The 16,460-nt window shown below is 39.2% G+C and carries 18 protein-coding genes and 2 other annotated features; of the genes, 14 read left to right on the top strand and 4 right to left on the bottom strand.

The window, feature by feature from the left end; genetic code table 11:
• Window positions 1–126 precede the first annotated feature (126 nt).
• The 7 genes from ytxC to TR08_RS26970 all read left to right on the top strand — a co-directional run bounded on the left by ytxC (window position 127) and on the right by TR08_RS26970 (window position 5,967).
• A complete protein-coding gene (gene ytxC / locus TR08_RS27000) occupies window positions 127–999 on the top strand; it encodes a putative sporulation protein YtxC (protein ID WP_052427649.1) in 873 nt (290 codons plus the stop codon).
• A 518-nt stretch (window positions 1,000–1,517) separates the two neighbouring features.
• Window positions 1,518–3,455 carry a threonine--tRNA ligase gene (gene thrS / locus TR08_RS26995; RefSeq protein WP_045523552.1) on the top strand — a complete coding sequence of 646 codons (1,938 nt, stop codon included), beginning with the start codon at window positions 1,518–1,520 and terminating at the stop codon, window positions 3,453–3,455.
• Between the two features lie 169 nt (window positions 3,456–3,624).
• Window positions 3,625–3,756 (top strand) — a sequence feature (ribosomal protein L20 leader region).
• 115 nt (window positions 3,757–3,871) lie between these two features.
• Window positions 3,872–4,375 (top strand): translation initiation factor IF-3, encoded by a 504-nt coding sequence (gene infC / locus TR08_RS26990; RefSeq protein ID WP_045523551.1) that lies wholly within the window; start codon window positions 3,872–3,874, stop codon window positions 4,373–4,375.
• Window positions 4,376–4,392: 17 nt separating this feature from the next.
• Complete coding sequence (gene rpmI / locus TR08_RS26985) at window positions 4,393–4,593, top strand: 50S ribosomal protein L35 (RefSeq protein ID WP_045523549.1); 201 nt, start codon at window positions 4,393–4,395, stop codon at window positions 4,591–4,593.
• 35 nt (window positions 4,594–4,628) lie between these two features.
• On the top strand, window positions 4,629–4,988 hold the full coding sequence (rplT, locus tag TR08_RS26980) for a 50S ribosomal protein L20 (RefSeq protein ID WP_045523547.1): 360 nt from the start codon (window positions 4,629–4,631) through the stop codon (window positions 4,986–4,988).
• Between the two features lie 58 nt (window positions 4,989–5,046).
• Entirely contained in the window at window positions 5,047–5,310 is a 264-nt protein-coding gene (locus tag TR08_RS26975) for a DUF1294 domain-containing protein (RefSeq protein WP_045523545.1), read from the top strand.
• 69 nt (window positions 5,311–5,379) lie between these two features.
• Window positions 5,380–5,967, top strand: a complete 588-nt coding sequence (locus TR08_RS26970) for a TVP38/TMEM64 family protein (protein WP_045523543.1) — start codon at window positions 5,380–5,382, stop codon at window positions 5,965–5,967.
• A 4-nt stretch (window positions 5,968–5,971) separates the two neighbouring features.
• On the opposite strand, the gene TR08_RS26965 is transcribed toward TR08_RS26970, so the two are convergent.
• Complete coding sequence (locus TR08_RS26965) at window positions 5,972–6,352, bottom strand: hypothetical protein (RefSeq protein ID WP_045523542.1); 381 nt, start codon at window positions 6,350–6,352, stop codon at window positions 5,972–5,974.
• Window positions 6,353–6,454: 102 nt separating this feature from the next.
• Between TR08_RS26965 and TR08_RS26960 the strand changes: the two genes are divergently transcribed.
• Together TR08_RS26960 and TR08_RS26955 are read left to right on the top strand one after the other, a co-directional pair.
• A complete protein-coding gene (locus TR08_RS26960; protein WP_045523541.1) occupies window positions 6,455–6,946 on the top strand; it encodes a dUTP diphosphatase in 492 nt (163 codons plus the stop codon).
• Between the two features lie 53 nt (window positions 6,947–6,999).
• Entirely contained in the window at window positions 7,000–8,085 is a 1,086-nt protein-coding gene (locus tag TR08_RS26955; RefSeq protein ID WP_045523539.1) for a M42 family metallopeptidase, read from the top strand.
• A gap of 45 nt (window positions 8,086–8,130) precedes the next feature.
• Here the strand turns inward: TR08_RS26955 and sspI are convergent, their stop codons facing one another.
• A complete protein-coding gene (gene sspI, locus TR08_RS26950; protein WP_045523537.1) occupies window positions 8,131–8,337 on the bottom strand; it encodes a small acid-soluble spore protein SspI in 207 nt (68 codons plus the stop codon).
• Between the two features lie 112 nt (window positions 8,338–8,449).
• Between sspI and TR08_RS26945 the strand changes: the two genes are divergently transcribed.
• From TR08_RS26945 to pheT, 3 genes are all read left to right on the top strand, one after another.
• Window positions 8,450–9,199, top strand: a complete 750-nt coding sequence (locus tag TR08_RS26945; RefSeq protein WP_045523535.1) for a TrmH family RNA methyltransferase — start codon at window positions 8,450–8,452, stop codon at window positions 9,197–9,199.
• A gap of 60 nt (window positions 9,200–9,259) precedes the next feature.
• Window positions 9,260–9,502 (top strand) — a binding site (T-box leader).
• 70 nt (window positions 9,503–9,572) lie between these two features.
• Complete coding sequence (pheS, locus tag TR08_RS26940; RefSeq protein WP_045523533.1) at window positions 9,573–10,610, top strand: phenylalanine--tRNA ligase subunit alpha; 1,038 nt, start codon at window positions 9,573–9,575, stop codon at window positions 10,608–10,610.
• 15 nt (window positions 10,611–10,625) lie between these two features.
• A complete protein-coding gene (gene pheT, locus TR08_RS26935) occupies window positions 10,626–13,040 on the top strand; it encodes a phenylalanine--tRNA ligase subunit beta (protein ID WP_045523531.1) in 2,415 nt (804 codons plus the stop codon).
• Window positions 13,041–13,079: 39 nt separating this feature from the next.
• On the opposite strand, the gene TR08_RS26930 is transcribed toward pheT, so the two are convergent.
• Both TR08_RS26930 and rnhC read right to left on the bottom strand, forming a co-directional pair.
• The gene (locus tag TR08_RS26930) at window positions 13,080–14,054 is read right to left on the bottom strand and encodes a nuclease-related domain-containing protein (protein ID WP_045523528.1); all 975 of its coding nucleotides are present in this window, start codon (window positions 14,052–14,054) and stop codon (window positions 13,080–13,082) included.
• Window positions 14,055–14,305: 251 nt separating this feature from the next.
• Window positions 14,306–15,241 carry a ribonuclease HIII gene (gene rnhC / locus TR08_RS26925; protein WP_081954669.1) on the bottom strand — a complete coding sequence of 312 codons (936 nt, stop codon included), beginning with the start codon at window positions 15,239–15,241 and terminating at the stop codon, window positions 14,306–14,308.
• A 372-nt stretch (window positions 15,242–15,613) separates the two neighbouring features.
• Here rnhC and zapA point away from each other — a divergent pair, with 372 nt between their 5' ends.
• Both zapA and TR08_RS26915 read left to right on the top strand, forming a co-directional pair.
• Window positions 15,614–15,874, top strand: coding sequence for a cell division protein ZapA (gene zapA, locus TR08_RS26920; RefSeq protein WP_045523527.1), 261 nt, complete (start codon window positions 15,614–15,616; stop codon window positions 15,872–15,874).
• A gap of 7 nt (window positions 15,875–15,881) precedes the next feature.
• Window positions 15,882–16,436, top strand: coding sequence for a CvpA family protein (locus tag TR08_RS26915; protein ID WP_045523526.1), 555 nt, complete (start codon window positions 15,882–15,884; stop codon window positions 16,434–16,436).
• Window positions 16,437–16,460 lie beyond the last annotated feature (24 nt).

Below are 16,460 nucleotides of genomic sequence, written 5' to 3'. Positions count from 1 at the left end.
GATGCATTTTCGGTAATCCATATTTTTTTTCACAATATAGGTGCATAACGGCTGTCTTAACTTCTATTTTGGCCAAGTCCCCCATATAAATAGTAAAACAGAGTATGGGTCAGAGGGGGGATTTGGTTGGCAGAAATCATCTTCCGAAGCAGGATGGATGCGAAGAGATTTTATGATCACTTGCTGAAGTGCTTACGATATCATTCAAATAATCAAGATATTCTTCTGTTTGAAGATCGACATATAGTAAAAATTTCGGAAAGCAAGGTTAGGTTTGAAGAGGTTAAAGAAGCATTTTATGAATTTATCATAATAATAAAGCGTGATGACTGGTTTAGGGCTATTTTACAAGAGCGATATTTTTTTGAGGATCCAGAAGAGCAGGAGCACATTATGGAGATTATTTATTCTGTTCTTGAAGGTCAGCGGGAGGATCTGGCTGTTTTTATTAAGGAAAATGCGGAAGAACCTCAAATTAGAGAAGCAGTTGAGGAAATTTTCAAGGAGGATGTCTCTTTTTCGTTTGACTCCTTTCTTAAATTTCGATTGCGTCCCTATTTGAAGATGTTAGAGAGTTACGTAGAAATATCGATCGATGAATATAAAATGGAGCAAGAATATCAAATGTTTATACAAACATTACGAGATTTTTTAGCAAGCCGTGAGCCTAAAATGGATACGCTGCATCTGTTGTTTGATGAGGAAATTACTTTCTTTGATCAGCAATTTGAAGAGATCAAAAGGGGAGAGTTGATGAGAATGATTGACCGGAAGCTTTTGTTTAACCATCCGGTTTATGTAGATTCTGCTTCGATTGCACCTTTATTATCTATCGCACCAAAGAGCATTCACCTTTATACCAAAAATCCAGATGAGCCTCTTGTCAGGACCATTAAAAACATCTTTGAAGAAAGAGTCTTGATAAAGTCTTACAAAGGTTTACGGCATACAAAAGAATGGATTCAACAGAAAAACACCGCTAACGAAAACGGTGCTTGAAAAATATTGTAATAATTGTGTGCTTGGTGTATTGATTTTTCAAAATAGAATCATTATAATAACGTACATAGTCCGAAATGCTGAAGCGCCTTGTCCAGACCCGACAAGCATAAGACGAGCGCTGACAGAAGGCGTTCTTTGCCTTTTCGAAGCGATTGGCTTATGATTCGAGGGGCTAGGCGCTGAAGCTAGACATCAATATATCAAGCAAAAGTAATGATAAGGACAACAGTATTTATTCACGGTTACCAGAGAGGGAGGACCTGGCTGAAAGCCTCCTAGCACGGATTGAATGCTTACCACCTTTAAACTTCAGCGGTGAACGCTTCTTTGAAGTGAGTAGTCGCCTGACGGGAAACAGCCCGTTACCCTGTCCTAAAGTCATTTTTAAGCTTTTTTTAAAATGAAAAATTGGGTGGAACCACGTGTTTATTAAACTCGTCCCTTTTCCAGGGACGGGTTTTTTTATTTTTCTAAAGCGTTTTAATAGGACGCTTCATTCAAAAGGAGGAGTTACCATGTCAAACGTTGTTAAGATTTCGTTTCCAGATGGAGCAGTAAAGGAGTTCCCTCGTGGAACAACAACGGAAGATATTGCTGCTTCCATCAGCCCGGGACTGAAGAAAAAAGCAATCGCTGGGAAATGGAATGGTCAATTATTTGATCTTCGCCGTCCAATCGTAGAAGACGGTTCAATAGAAATCGTTGTCCCAGATTCAAAAGATGCTTTGGAGATTTTACGTCATAGTACAGCTCACTTAATGGCGCAAGCGGTTAAAAGGCTGTATGGAAAAGAAGTAAACCTTGGTGTAGGACCAGTAATCGAAGGTGGATTTTATTATGATATCGACATTGAGGAATCCATTACTCCAGAGGACCTTCCAAGAATTGAAAAAGAAATGGCGAAAATCGTCAATGAAAACATTGAAATCGTTCGTAAAGAAGTAAGCCGTGCGGAAGCCATTCAGCATTTCAAAGCAGAGGGTGATCCTTACAAGCTTGAACTGATTGAAGCGATTCCTGATGAAGAGACTGTGACAATCTATGCGCAAGGTGAGTTCTCTGATCTTTGCCGTGGTGTTCATGTACCTTCAACTGGAAAAATTAAAGAATTCAAATTATTGAGCATTGCCGGTGCTTACTGGCGCGGTGACAGTAAAAATAAAATGCTTCAGCGTATATACGGAACTGCGTTCTTCAAGAAAGAAGACTTAGCAGAGCACCTTCGCTTATTGGAAGAAGCGAAAGAGCGTGACCACCGTAAAATCGGGAAAGAATTGAACCTCTTTACTAGTTCACAATTAGTTGGTCAAGGCTTGCCATTATGGCTTCCAAAAGGTGCAACAATCCGTCGGGTTGTTGAACGATACATCGTGGATAAAGAGCAGCGTCTTGGCTATGACCATGTCTATACTCCAATCATGGGAAGCGTGGATTTATACAAAACTTCGGGTCACTGGGATCATTACCAGGAGGATATGTTCCCGATAATGGATATGGATAACGAGCAATTGGTTCTTCGTCCAATGAACTGCCCGCATCATATGATGGTGTACAAAAATGCAATCCACAGCTATCGTGAGCTGCCTATCCGTATTGCTGAGCTTGGAACAATGCACCGTTACGAAATGTCAGGAGCTTTATCAGGACTTCAGCGTGTTCGCGGAATGACTTTAAATGATGCCCATATTTTTGTTCGTCCGGACCAAATTAAAGACGAATTTAAACGAGTTGTTAATCTTGTTTTAGCGGTTTATAAAGACTTTAACATTAATGACTATTCCTTCCGTCTTTCCTACCGCGATCCCCAAGATACTGAAAAGTATTTTGATGATGACGCAATGTGGGAAAAAGCACAGGGTATGCTGAAGGAAGCGATGGATGACCTTGGCCTTGATTATTATGAGGCTGAAGGAGAAGCAGCTTTCTACGGTCCTAAGCTGGACGTTCAAGTAAAAACAGCTTTAGGTAAAGAGGAAACTCTTTCTACTGTACAATTAGATTTCTTGCTTCCAGAAAGATTTGATTTAACTTATGTTGGTGAAGACGGCAAGCAGCACCGCCCAGTGGTTATCCACCGTGGAGTCGTTTCAACAATGGAACGCTTTGTCGCCTTCTTAATTGAGGAATACAAAGGAGCATTCCCAACTTGGCTGGCACCAGTACAGGTACAGGTGATTCCTGTTTCACCAGGAGCACACTTTGATTATGCAAAGCAGGTTCAGGAACAACTTCAGAATGAAGGCTTCCGTGTCGAATTAGATGGCCGTGATGAAAAAATCGGCTATAAAATCCGTGAAGCACAAATGCAAAAAATTCCATATATGCTCGTTGTTGGTGACAAGGAAGTTGAAGAAAATGCCGTAAACGTCCGCAAATATGGAGAGCAAAAATCAGTAACAGAGCCATTTGGACAATTCCTCGAGTCATTACTTGCAGAAGTAAAAAGAGGTTAAAATGATCACAAAGGGAGATTTTTCTCCCTTTGTTTTTTGAAAAGAAAAAATTTCTATTGAATAATTTTTCGTTTCTTGATAAAATGAATTTCGTTGTCATATGAAATGCATGTTTGACATTACGTCTTTGGTTATGTTATAGTTACTAAGGAAAATTGAATACTAGTTTTGGGAAAAGAAGAAGCACCCGCTTCTCACCTGATTGACGCAATTGGCAGTTGGCAGGTTTTACGTGAACTATTTAGTTTATTACTTTTGTTTCGTAAAGTGTGGGTGTATTCATCCGCACTTTTTTATTTGCTTAAACAAAGAATCTAAAGTTGTTCATAACTTGCCGATGCAGCAAAAGTCAGATGTTCTTGACCCGGATGTTGTATTCGTGAAAACCTTGGAGGTGGCTAATTATTAGCAAAGACATGTTGTTAAATGAGGGTATTCGCGCTCGCGAAGTTCGCCTAATTGATCAAAACGGCGAGCAATTGGGGATTAAAACCAAATTTGAAGCGCTGGAGATTGCCGGACGAGTGAATCTTGATTTGGTACTAGTTGCACCAAATGCGAAACCTCCGGTAGCCCGAATTATGGACTATGGCAAATTTAAATTCGAGAATCAAAAGAAAGAAAAAGAAGCTCGAAAGAATCAAAAGATTATTGTTACAAAAGAAGTTCGGCTCAGCCCAACAATTGATGAGCATGACTTTAATACAAAACTTCGCAATGCGATTAAGTTTTTGGAAAAAGGCGACAAGGTAAAAGCTTCTATCCGCTTCAAGGGCCGGGCGATTACCCATAAAGAAATCGGTCAACGTGTATTAGACCGTTTTGCTACTGAGTGCAAGGAAGTTGCAACTATCGAATCTCATCCAAAAATGGATGGACGAAGCATGTTCCTCGTTCTAGCACCTAAAAACGAAAAGTAATAAGGAGGACTATCCCAATGCCAAAAATGAAAACTCACCGTGGCGCTGCAAAGCGTTTCAAGAAAACTGGTTCTGGTAAACTGAAGCGTTCTCACGCATATACTAGCCACTTATTTGCAAACAAATCTACAAAAGCTAAGCGTAAGCTTCGTAAAGCTTCAGTAGTTTCTAAAGGCGATTTCAAACGCATCCGTTTCTTATTAACAAACATCAAGTAAATTCGAGCGATCGATTTATATAGGAGGGAAATTACATGCCACGTGTAAAAGGCGGTACAGTTACGCGCAAGCGTCGTAAAAAAGTTATTAAATTAGCAAAAGGTTATTATGGTTCAAAACATACATTATATAAAGTAGCTAACCAACAGGTTATGAAATCTTTAATGTATGCATTCCGTGATCGTCGCCAGAAAAAGCGCGACTTCCGTAAACTTTGGATTACTCGTATCAACGCAGCAGCTCGTATGAACGGTCTTTCTTACAGCCGTTTAATGCATGGCTTAAAGCTTGCTGGTATCGAAGTAAACCGCAAGATGCTTGCTGAATTAGCAGTAAGTGATGCAAACGCATTTGCTGAATTAGCAAACGTTGCAAAACAACAACAAAACAAGTAATCATTTAAAAGCCATTCTCCACTGTGAGGATGGCTTTTTCTATAAGGGAGATGGGGAAATGAGTATCATTTTTGGTGCGTATATCATAATGAATCTTATTGGTTTGATTGTGATGAAAGTAGATAAAGATCGTGCTAAAAAACATCAATACCGGATTAGCGAAAAGACGTTGTGGCTGATTGCTCTATTTGGGGGTGCGGTTGGTACGACTGCAGGGATGCAGCTATATCGACATAAGACGAAGCATTTATCCTTTAAATTTGGGTTTCCCATACTTGCACTAGCAGAAATCATTCTTTTAGGTTATTTTTACAGTTTATAGACATAACAGCATGGCCCATTCTATATGCTTAACTATCAAGAAAGATTAACACCCAGGGGGCTTTGTTTTATGAATGAGGACTTGTCTTTGCTGTTAATTATGGTGGAAGCTGGGGGGATTTTTGCTCCATTGGCTTTCGTTTTATTTCATCTGCTAAGATCGTTCTTATTTATTCCTGTATCGGTTGTCGTCATTGCTGGAGGTGTTCTATTTGGAACATTGTGGGGGACTATTTATTCGGTTATCGGTTTAATGGGAGTTAGCGTCTTTTTCTATGCTTTTATTGATAGAATGCCGAAAACACAGGAGCGCCTTATAAAAATAAAAAATCGTTGGTTCGGAGAATATCGAAATCTTACAGTTGGTCAAATTGCCATTTTAAGACTTATTCCATTTGTCCACTACCACCTGTTAAGCTTTTGCTTAAAACAAAGAAAACCAAGATTTAAAGAGTACATGAAGGCTTCTTTCATAACTAATATTCCTATCGCTTTTTTCTTTACGATCTTTGGTGAGTATATCTCTACCTTTACACCTTCTTTTATCGTTGTGATTCTTCTTGGTTTAACTTTTCTCGTATATCTATTGAGAGAGAAACAAAATGTTATCAAATGGAAGGAATTCTTTAAAAGAACAAAAGAAAAAGCCGCTGGTTAGGCGGCTATTTTTGATGCAAAAATTCATGTATGGGGCTTTTCCAATTGATTTGGGCCACTGGATATTTTTCATGTATTTTTTTCTCAATAAAGTAATAGTCTTCTTTAGCCATTCCTTGAATGGAAGTGGTATGATCCGGTGAAAGCGAAATGGAAACAACATCTATACTGTTTTTCGTGGCCCCTAAGTATTTTTCTCCCGTAAACACGACACCATTGTAGGTAAGTTGAAAATTCTTTATTACCTCCTCATTATCTACTAGTAAAAAGCGTTTGTGTTTTCGTGCTGTTTCTAATTTACGGGTTGGTTTGAGGAGGAATTTAATTGTTACAAAAATGATGAATATGAACAAGGATACTAACACTAAGCGCAACAGCCAAATCATGTTTTTGCCTCCTATACCTTTTTCTTACTATACGAATTAGGAAGAGAAAAGTTTCATTCTTCCTATACTTTGATATAATTTTGCAAAGGGAGTGATCAAGAAATGCAATTAGAAAAATTATTTAGGATGCAGCAAGCATTGGATCAGCATATCGAAGAAAAGCATGCATTACAGAACGAAGATTTATTTAACAGAAAGGTTCTTGCCTTGCTGGTGGAACTGGGGGAATTGGCGAATGAAACACGCTGTTTCAAGTTTTGGAGTATCAGGCCATCCTCGGAAAAAAGTGTGGTTTTAGAGGAGTTTGTGGATGGAATCCATTTCATATTATCGCTTGGTATCGAATGCGGGTTTCAAAACCTCGATTACACACTTGAGATTGAACCATCAACAGTGAACACTACAGAGCAATTTATTTTGATTTATGAAAAAGTAAATGTATTTAAAGAAAGCAAGAATGACATTGATTTTAAAACTTTGCTTGAATCCTATTTACAGCTGGGTACACTGCTTGGAATAACCTATGAAGAAATGGAAAAAGCATATTTTACGAAAAATGAAGTAAATTATCAAAGACAGCAGAATAACTATTAGCATAAAAATTACTGTATAATGAAGTTCGAACATACATAAAAGGGGGCGATTTGATGGCAAAATTAGATGAAACATTAACGATGTTAAAGGATTTAACCGACGCCAAAGGGATTCCCGGCAACGAGAGGGAAGTTCGTGAAGTTATGAAGAAATACATAGCACCATATGCTGATGAAGTAACAACAGATGGTCTTGGCAGTTTGATCGCCAAGAAGGTTGGGAAAGAGGACGGCCCGAGAATTATGGTGGCTGGCCATTTAGACGAAGTCGGCTTCATGGTTACACAAATTGATGATAAAGGTTTCCTTCGCTTTCAAACAGTTGGCGGCTGGTGGTCGCAGGTCATGCTTGCTCAGCGTGTCACGGTCGTTACGAAAAAAGGTGAGGTGGTTGGTGTTATTGGATCGAAGCCACCGCACATTTTATCTCCAGAAGCGCGTAAGAAACCAGTTGAAATAAAAGATATGTTTATTGATATCGGAGCAAGCAGCCGTGAGGAAGCTCAAGAATGGGGTGTCCGCCCTGGTGATATGGTTGTTCCTTATTTCGAATTTACCGTCATGAACAATGAAAAAATGTTATTAGCCAAAGCGTGGGATAACCGAATTGGCTGTGCAATCGCAATTGATGTTTTAAAGCAATTGCAGGGAGTTGAGCATCCAAACGTTGTGTACGGTGTTGGAACCATCCAAGAAGAAGTAGGCACACGCGGTGCACATACTTCTGCATCCAAAATTAACCCGGATATCGGCTTCGCAGTAGATGTAGGGATTGCCGGGGATACACCTGGAATATCTGAAAAAGAAGCAATGAGTAAAATGGGGAAAGGTCCACAAATCATCTTATACGATGCTACCCTTGTGGCTCATAAAGGCTTGCGTGATTTCATTACCAATTTGGCAGATGAATTGAATATTCCATATCAATTTGACGCTATCCCTGGTGGAGGCACCGATGCTGGTCCAATCCATATTACTCATAATGGTGTTCCTTCTCTTGCGATTACCATTGCCACACGATATATTCATTCACATGCTGCTATGCTCCACCGTGATGACTACGAAAATGCGGTTAAGCTGATTGTTGAGGTCATCAAGCGTCTAGACCGTGAAACGGTTGATAAAATTACATTTGAATAAATATAAAAAAGAGCTGCCGAGGTTGATCGGCAGCTCTAAACTTTATTACTTTAACCCGCTTTCAAGAGTTGTGAGCATTTCTTTTTTCTCTTCTTCAGAAGAATTTTTCCAGATGACTTCAAATAATACTCCTAAGCCTGGGAGCATTTTTTCTTCACCATTTTGGATGGCATCTACAATTGTATCCTCTAATTCATCTTGTGAGTTACCAGCAACATTGTGAATAATAGCATTTCGCAAATTTAAATTCATCATCACACACTCCTTATTAAATCCTGTATTTCTTTAATATGATTTCTAAATTAGGTTTTATTATGTATTTTTTTTGGGATATAATGAGAAAAAACACTGAAGGAGTACAAAGTTGAAGCATATTGAGTCCATTCAAAATCCAAAAGTAAAACAATGGAAAAAGCTGTTAACGAAAAAGGAACGGGATAAATCCGGAACTTTCTTAGTAGAAGGCTTTCATTTAGTAGAAGAAGCATTAAAACAAGGTGACAGTGTTATAGAAATCATAGTTTCCGATAAGACAGGTCTTCCGCCACGGTGGGATTCTGGGGAAACACCTGTTACCATTGTAACCGAGGAGATTTCAAATTCATTATCTGACACTGAGGCACCACAAGGAATTTATGCTGTTTGCCATCAGGTTCAAATAGAAGTACCAAATGCGAAGACGTATCTGCTCATCGATGCGGTTCAGGATCCAGGGAATTTAGGAACGATGATTCGCACAGCAGATGCTGCCGGCATTGATGCTGTGATTGTTGGAAAAGGAAGCGTAGACGTATATAATTCAAAGGTTCTTCGGTCCGCACAGGGAAGTCATTTTCACCTGCCAATCATAAGAGGGGACCTCCATGAATGGATAGAAAAGCTTAATGAAAAAAATATTTCTGTTTACGGTACAGCACTTGAAGGTGCTTCTGCATATACTGATATTTCAACAGGGGAATCCTATGCATTACTTGTTGGAAACGAGGGAAATGGTGTAAACAAAGATCTGCTGGCAAAAACGACTGCAAATCTTTATATTCCCATTTACGGCAAGAGTGAATCATTAAATGTTGCAGTCGCAACGGGGATCTTGTTATATTTTTTGAAAAAATAGACCATACTTGTTTGAATCCATCGATAAAGTATTATATAATAATCTACATTATTGAAAATAACAAAAACGATGACGGAGAAAAGTATCATATCAAATACCATTTAGGGAGAAAGTGCCGTGACTGAAAGCACTTTTATGGAAAGGATAGGAGAAGTTCACCTCCAGAGTTGGCATCGGGACCATTTCAAATAGAAATGTAAAGGTGCACCGGCCTATGCCGTTATCCGAATGAAGCGAACACAATGTTTTTTTACATACCGTGTTTACAAGGGTGGTACCGCGACTATAAACCTCGTCCCTTTCCAGGGATGGGGTTTTTTTGTTTTTTCCCTCATTCGAACATGATTAATTAAAAATTAAGGAGGAAATCCAAATGCAAGAACGATTAAAGGAATTGCAGCAAGAAGCTATTCAAAAAATTGAACAGTCTTCAAGCTTAAAAGAATTGAATGACATTCGTGTTGCCTATTTAGGTAAAAAAGGTCCAATAACTGAAGTGCTGCGTGGGATGGGTAAACTTTCAGCTGAAGAGCGCCCGATTATGGGAGCACTAGCAAATGAAGTCCGTGAAGCCATTGCCACAATTTTAGAAGCGAAACAAAAGGATTTAGAAGAAGCTGCAGTTTTAGAAAAACTAGCCTCTGAATCAATTGATGTTACATTGCCAGGTAGACCAGTTAAGGTTGGAAACCACCATCCATTAACAAGAATCATTGAAGAAATTGAAGATTTATTTATTGGTATGGGTTATCAGGTGGCTGAAGGTCCTGAAGTTGAGCAGGATTATTATAACTTTGAAGCGTTGAATTTACCGAAGGGTCACCCTGCTCGTGATATGCAGGATTCCTTCTATATTAAAGATGAAATTTTACTACGCACGCATACATCGCCAGTTCAGGCGCGGACAATGGAAAAGAACCAAGGGAAGGGTCCAATCAAAATTATCTGCCCAGGTAAAGTGTACCGCCGTGATAATGATGATGCGACACACTCTCACCAGTTCATGCAAATTGAAGGTCTTGTTGTCGGCGAGAATATTCGGATGAGTGATTTAAAAGGTACATTAGAGGTTTTTGCAAAGAAAATGTTCGGTGAAGACCGTGAAATTAGATTACGTCCAAGTTTCTTCCCATTCACAGAGCCATCTGTAGAAATGGACATTTCCTGTATGATTTGCGGCGGACATGGCTGTAATGTTTGTAAGAAAACAGGCTGGATTGAAATTCTTGGAGCAGGAATGGTCCATCCAAACGTCCTTGAAATGGCTGGCTATGATTCTAAAAAATACACTGGTTTTGCATTCGGTATGGGCCCAGAGCGAATCGCCATGTTGAAATACGGCGTCGATGATATTCGTCATTTCTATACGAATGATGTACGTTTCATAAAGCAATTTGCAAAACATGAGTAGGAGGAGGAACACGATATGTTCGTTTCATATAAATGGCTCCAGGATTATGTAGATTTATCCGGAGTGTCTGCTGACGAGTTAGCTGAAAAAATTACAAAAAGTGGGATTGAGGTTGAGGGTGTAGAAGTTCTTAACGAAGGAATTACAGGAGTTGTCGTTGGTCACGTTGTTGAGCGTGTACAGCATCCAAATGCTGATAAATTAAGCAAATGCCAGGTTGATATTGGTCAGGGTGAACCAGTTCAAATTATTTGCGGGGCACCGAATGTCGCGCAAGGTCAAAAAGTAGCAGTGGCAACCGTTGGTGCAGTTTTACCAGGTAATTTTAAAATCAAGCGTGCAAAGCTTCGCGGTGAAGAGTCAAATGGAATGATCTGTTCCTTAACTGAGCTCGGTATGGAAGCGAAGATTGTACCAAAGGAATATTCTGAAGGAATCTTTGTTTTTCCTCAGGATGCAGAGGTGGGGACAGATGCATTATCCTTATTAAACCGTGATGATGAAGTTCTTGAGCTTGGCTTAACACCAAATCGCGCGGATTGCTTGAGTATGCTTGGTGTGGCTTATGAAGTTGCAGCGATTCTAGGCAGAGAAGTAAAGCTTCCAGAAAGCGATCTTCAACCTGTAAATGAAAAGGCAACGGATTATATTACCGTTAAAGTTGATGCTAATGAGGATAATCCTTTATATGCGGCAAAAGTAATTAAAAATGTAAAAATCGGTCCTGCACCACTATGGATGCAAACAAGACTTATGTCTGCTGGAATTCGTCCACACAACAATGTAGTCGATATTACCAACTACATTCTTTTAGAATATGGTCAGCCGCTACATGCATTCGATTATGATCGCTTAGGTTCAAAAGAAATTCTTGTGCGCCGTGCACAGGACGGTGAAAAATTTGTAACGCTTGATGATGCAGAACGTACCTTAACTTTTGATCATTTAGTGATTACAAATGGAACAGAACCAGTTGCATTAGCGGGTGTAATGGGTGGAGCTAATTCTGAAGTTAGTTCTGATACAACAACCGTGTTGTTGGAGGCTGCTTATTTTACAGGGGGAACTGTAAGAAAAGCATCTAAGGACCATGGCTTACGAAGTGAAGCAAGTGCTCGTTTTGAAAAGGGTGTCGATCCAAATCGCGTACGTGCAGCGGGTGAGCGTGCAGCTTACTTAATGGCAAAATACGCTGGCGGCGAAGTATTAGAAGGTGCTTCAGAGGTTGATACATTAACTGTTGAACCTGCAGTGGTTTCGATTAATTTAGAAAAAATAAATAGTGTCATCGGCACGAACCTGACTGTTCAGGATGTTGAAGCTATTTTCGAACGCCTTCAATTTGCGGTTAATGTGGAGGGAAATGTAATTACTGTTACAGCTCCAACACGCCGCGGTGACATTAAAATCGAAGAAGACTTAATTGAAGAAGTAGCGCGTCTATACGGCTATGACAACATTCCTAAGACATTGCCAATCGGATCTGCTACACCAGGTAAATTATCGGACTATCAGGAAAAACGCCGTATTGTCCGTCAATATTTAGAAGGTGCTGGCTTGTACCAAGCAGTAACCTATTCATTAACAAGTGAGGAAAAAGCTGCACAATTCGCACTTGAAAAACGCGACTTTATTCGTCTAGCAATGCCGATGAGTGAGGACCGCAGTATTCTACGCTTAAGTATTATGCCGCAGCTATTGGAAGTATTAAAATACAACAGTGCCCGTCAAAACGACAGCCTCGCTGTTTATGAGACAGGTGCAGTATTTTTAGCAAATGGAAACGAAGTCCTACCTGAAGAGCAAGAGCATTTAGCTGGTGCCATTACTGGTCTTTGGCACAGCCATTCTTGGCAGGGTGAGAAAAAGGCAGTTGACTTCTATGTGCTAAAAGGTATTTTAGAAGGATTATTTGCAAAACTTGGCCTAACAGATAGTGTGACTTATGTTCAGGCTAAAGTGGATAACATGCATCCAGGACGAACTGCTGAAATTCACTTGAATGGTGAAAGAATTGGTTTTGTCGGTCAAGTGCACCCAACGATGCAAAAAGAGCTTGATTTGAAAGATACCTATGTGTTCGAGCTTTCATTAAAAGCAGTGCTTGAAGCTGCGACAGCATCACTAAGATACGAAGCCATTCCACGTTTCCCATCGATCACAAGAGACATCGCTCTTGTCGTTGATAAAGAAACAGTCTCAGGTGTGTTGAGAGACATTATTCAAACAGCCGGCGGAAAGCTTCTTAAAGAAGTAATCGTCTTTGACTTATACGAAGGTGAACGTATGGAAGAGGGTAAAAAATCTATTGCCTACTCACTGAAATACATGGATCCAGAACGTACATTAACAGATGAAGAAGTAACAAAAGTTCATACTCAAGTACTCGAAGCCTTAAAAGAAAAGGCCGGAGCAGTATTGAGAGGATAATAATTCTAGAAAACACTTTGGGGAAGCCAAGGTGTTTTTCTATTCCTTCCATAAAGCAGGAGAATGATAAACACGATCTTTAAACTTTCCTGTATAGGGTAGATTCATGGAAAACAGTAGTTTCTGAGCAATATGAATAGAATCAATGTGAAGAAAATGGCGAAACTCAGCATTTGTAATAGAGGGCTTAATGAGTAGAAAATAATCATGAACTGCTTGGTAATGGGCAGTTTTTGACTTCAGTTTACAATTTGGGCAATTCCAAGAGCCACGAAAATATTTCATGGGTAAAAAGCTGCATCCGGGGCAATGTACACCTGTGGGTATATCCTTTGGAGTTAGGTTGAAGTGTTGGAGGATATCGGGATTTTCCGGAGTGTGATTGTTTAAAAGGAGGCGTTTAATTTTTCGCAATTCCTTTGGATCTAAAAGATCTGTTTTGTTGTTTGTTTCAATTTGAGCTATTTTTTCTATTAAAAATTCACTATTACATATATGTTGAGTAATATGTTCATTTCCTGGTTCCGAAATAATAAGCGTCTTTGAATTGCTATTTACAAAAAGGTAATAGATAGGTATGTCTAGACAATTATGCTCCTTTAGCCACTTTTTTAGCTTGATTGCCTGAAGTCTTGCTTGTAAAACAGGATTTGTTTTTCTGGCACTTGAGTCTTTCTTCGTTTGAACCATTTGATTAAATTTCTTTTCAAAGTGGAGTTCTCCGCCCATATTTTTTACTTCTAGATTTAACCCAAAAGCGGAACAAAGGAGGAAATTATCTAATTGAAAGAAATAATTTCGATATAGAAGCCGAAGACCGTGGAAAATATAGTATTTTTTATCCGGAAGCATGCTTAAATGGAAGTCCAACGATTTCTCACCACGATAACCTGCCATTCTATTGCTTAATTCAGTGGTTACTTCAGGATGGACTTGATGATAGGGGGCTAATCTTCTATCAAGTGCCTGTAATTTTTCAATTCTTATCGTTATTTCACATGGTTTTGAGATCAAAAACATCAATCCTTTCTAACTTTTTAAAAATAATTCTGTTTGGAGAATGAAATACCCTTTCAAAAGGATGAAAATACATAATTTTGACACTATTTAGATAGGTTGGATTGGTTTACTCGCGGGAAATCTACTTTTACTCGCGCAATTTCTCTAATAACTCGCGAGTTTTGGAAATTTACTCGCCGAATATACTAGTTTACTCGCCAAACCCCTATATACAAGAAAAAAGACCAAATCATTACCAGATTTGGTCAACCTTTAAATTTTTTATTCACAAGATTAAGTGCTTTATCGGTATTGGCAAAGTGTAGCTTTACGAATTGAGGCAATACCTCTCTTCCTTTTTTCAAAATCAGCTTTGCTGCCGCTTCATCCACCGGAGCTCCTGCGCCTTTTGGAATCTTAAATCCTGCCGAATCACTAAGCTTGTCAATATACTGTACAAAGGCATAGCGTGCTAGGATCGATGCTGCTGCTACGGCAAGATGAATACCCTCTGCCTTCGTGCTAAAATAAACATTTTCTTTTGCAACTGCTTTTTGATTTTTCACATGTTGAAAATAGGTGCTTCCTTGAACAAATTGGTCAATCAGAATGGCTTCAGGCTTAACCGGTGAAATCTTCTCCAGCACATTTAGGATGGCTTGATTATGGAGGATGGCCTTCATTTTACCCTGTGACATTCCCGCCTTTTGAAGCTGATTATACTTTTCATTTTTTAGTGTCATTAAACTGAATGGAACAATATCTTTAATTACCTTTGCAATCGCGATAATTTTATCATCATTTAAATCCTTTGAATCTCTGACACCCAATTCTTTTAATAAAGGGATATCTTCCTTCCTAACATAAGCAGCGACAACCGTTATTGGACCAAAAAAATCACCGGTACCGACTTCATCAGATCCAATAACTGACATTTTCCCAATACCTTCTGGAAGATTACCTTTAGGAACTTTAGATTTGGCTGGAGCTTTTGCAGCAGCCTCCCCCCACCTGCTGGCTTCTGCTTCACTGCCATTCCCTTGAAATAATACTTTCCCTGATTTATAAGCCGTAATCATGGATCCAGAAGTCTTAGCAGCAAACACACTGCCAGGAGGAGTTTTTTCTAGTAATTTACCTTCGTAGTAGCTTTTCATTTTATTAATTTCAGACATACTTAGATTTAACACAACATTTCCCAAGTTGGAACCACTCCTCGACAATTTTCTAAAAAAAGTAAAAAACTCCAGTTAAAACTGTTTCGCTGTCTAGCTCCACAAGAGTAAGCTACGGAAGCGACGCATCGCGCGAAAGAAAAGCGTTAGCTTTTCTGAGGAGCGCCTAGCCCCTCGAGGTCGCTTCGGTCCAACTTGCGAAGTCAAAAGGCGCGACTTCACCTGCTGGCCCTCCAGCGCTTGTCGGGGCTGAACACAAAGGAAAACTCCTTAGAGTATTCTTCGCAGGAACAAGCTGTGCTTGTTCCGAAGGCGCTTTTGCTTTTCTCTTTTCGACACACATCCGTTCGTGTTATATTATAAAATAGGGATTTCTTCGAATCGAATGGAGGCAGTAATTTGTCAAATACAGAAAAAACTAGAACAACCGTTGATATATACGGACAGCAATTTGTTATTTTAGGTACCGAAACCCAAAGTCATGTTCGACATGTCGCTTCATTAGTTGACAATAAAATGCGCGAAATTGGTTCTAGGAATCCATTACTAGATGTTAATAAACTAGCTGTATTAACAGCTGTGAATGCCGTCAATGATTATATTAAAATGAAGGAACAATTAGAGCGGCTGCAATCTGAATTACAAAAGGAAAAGGACTGAATAAGTCATGCTGGATTTAGCAATTATTGTATTATTAGTTTTTGGTTTTTTTATCGGTTTAAAAAGGGGCCTCATTTTGCAGGTAGTCCATTTAACAGGTTTTATTATTGCATACATAGTGGCAAATTTATACTATAGCGATTTGGCTCCCAAATTAACGCTATGGGTTCCATATCCGAATCTTGGTACTACTTCTCCTCTAAAACTATTAAGTGAGAACAGTAATATGGAGGAGGCCTTTTACCGTGCCATTGCATTTGTGATTATTTTCTTCGCGGTTAAGATTTTGCTGCAAATCATTGGATCCATGCTGGATTTTATTGCCCATCTGCCTATTCTTAAGCAATTAAATGTGTGGGCAGGCGGACTGCTTGGTTTTGCTGAAGTCTATTTAATTATTTTTATTTTATTATATATTGCTGCGCTAGTACCAATGGAAATATTGCAGAAACCTTTGGATGATTCCATTATGGCGAACTTAATTGTTAATCATACACCATTCCTTTCGCAGCAAATAAAAAGTATGTGGATAGAATATACTGCTGCTTTAACTTCTCTCTAGGAGAGAATGCCCTACTTCTCTCTA

Source organism: Neobacillus niacini, assembly GCF_000759675.1.
GTDB lineage: Bacteria > Bacillota > Bacilli > Bacillales > Cytobacillaceae > Neobacillus > Neobacillus niacini_A.
The sequence above is the reverse complement of the archived record's forward strand: the minus strand, read 5'-3'. Positions and strand labels throughout refer to the sequence as shown.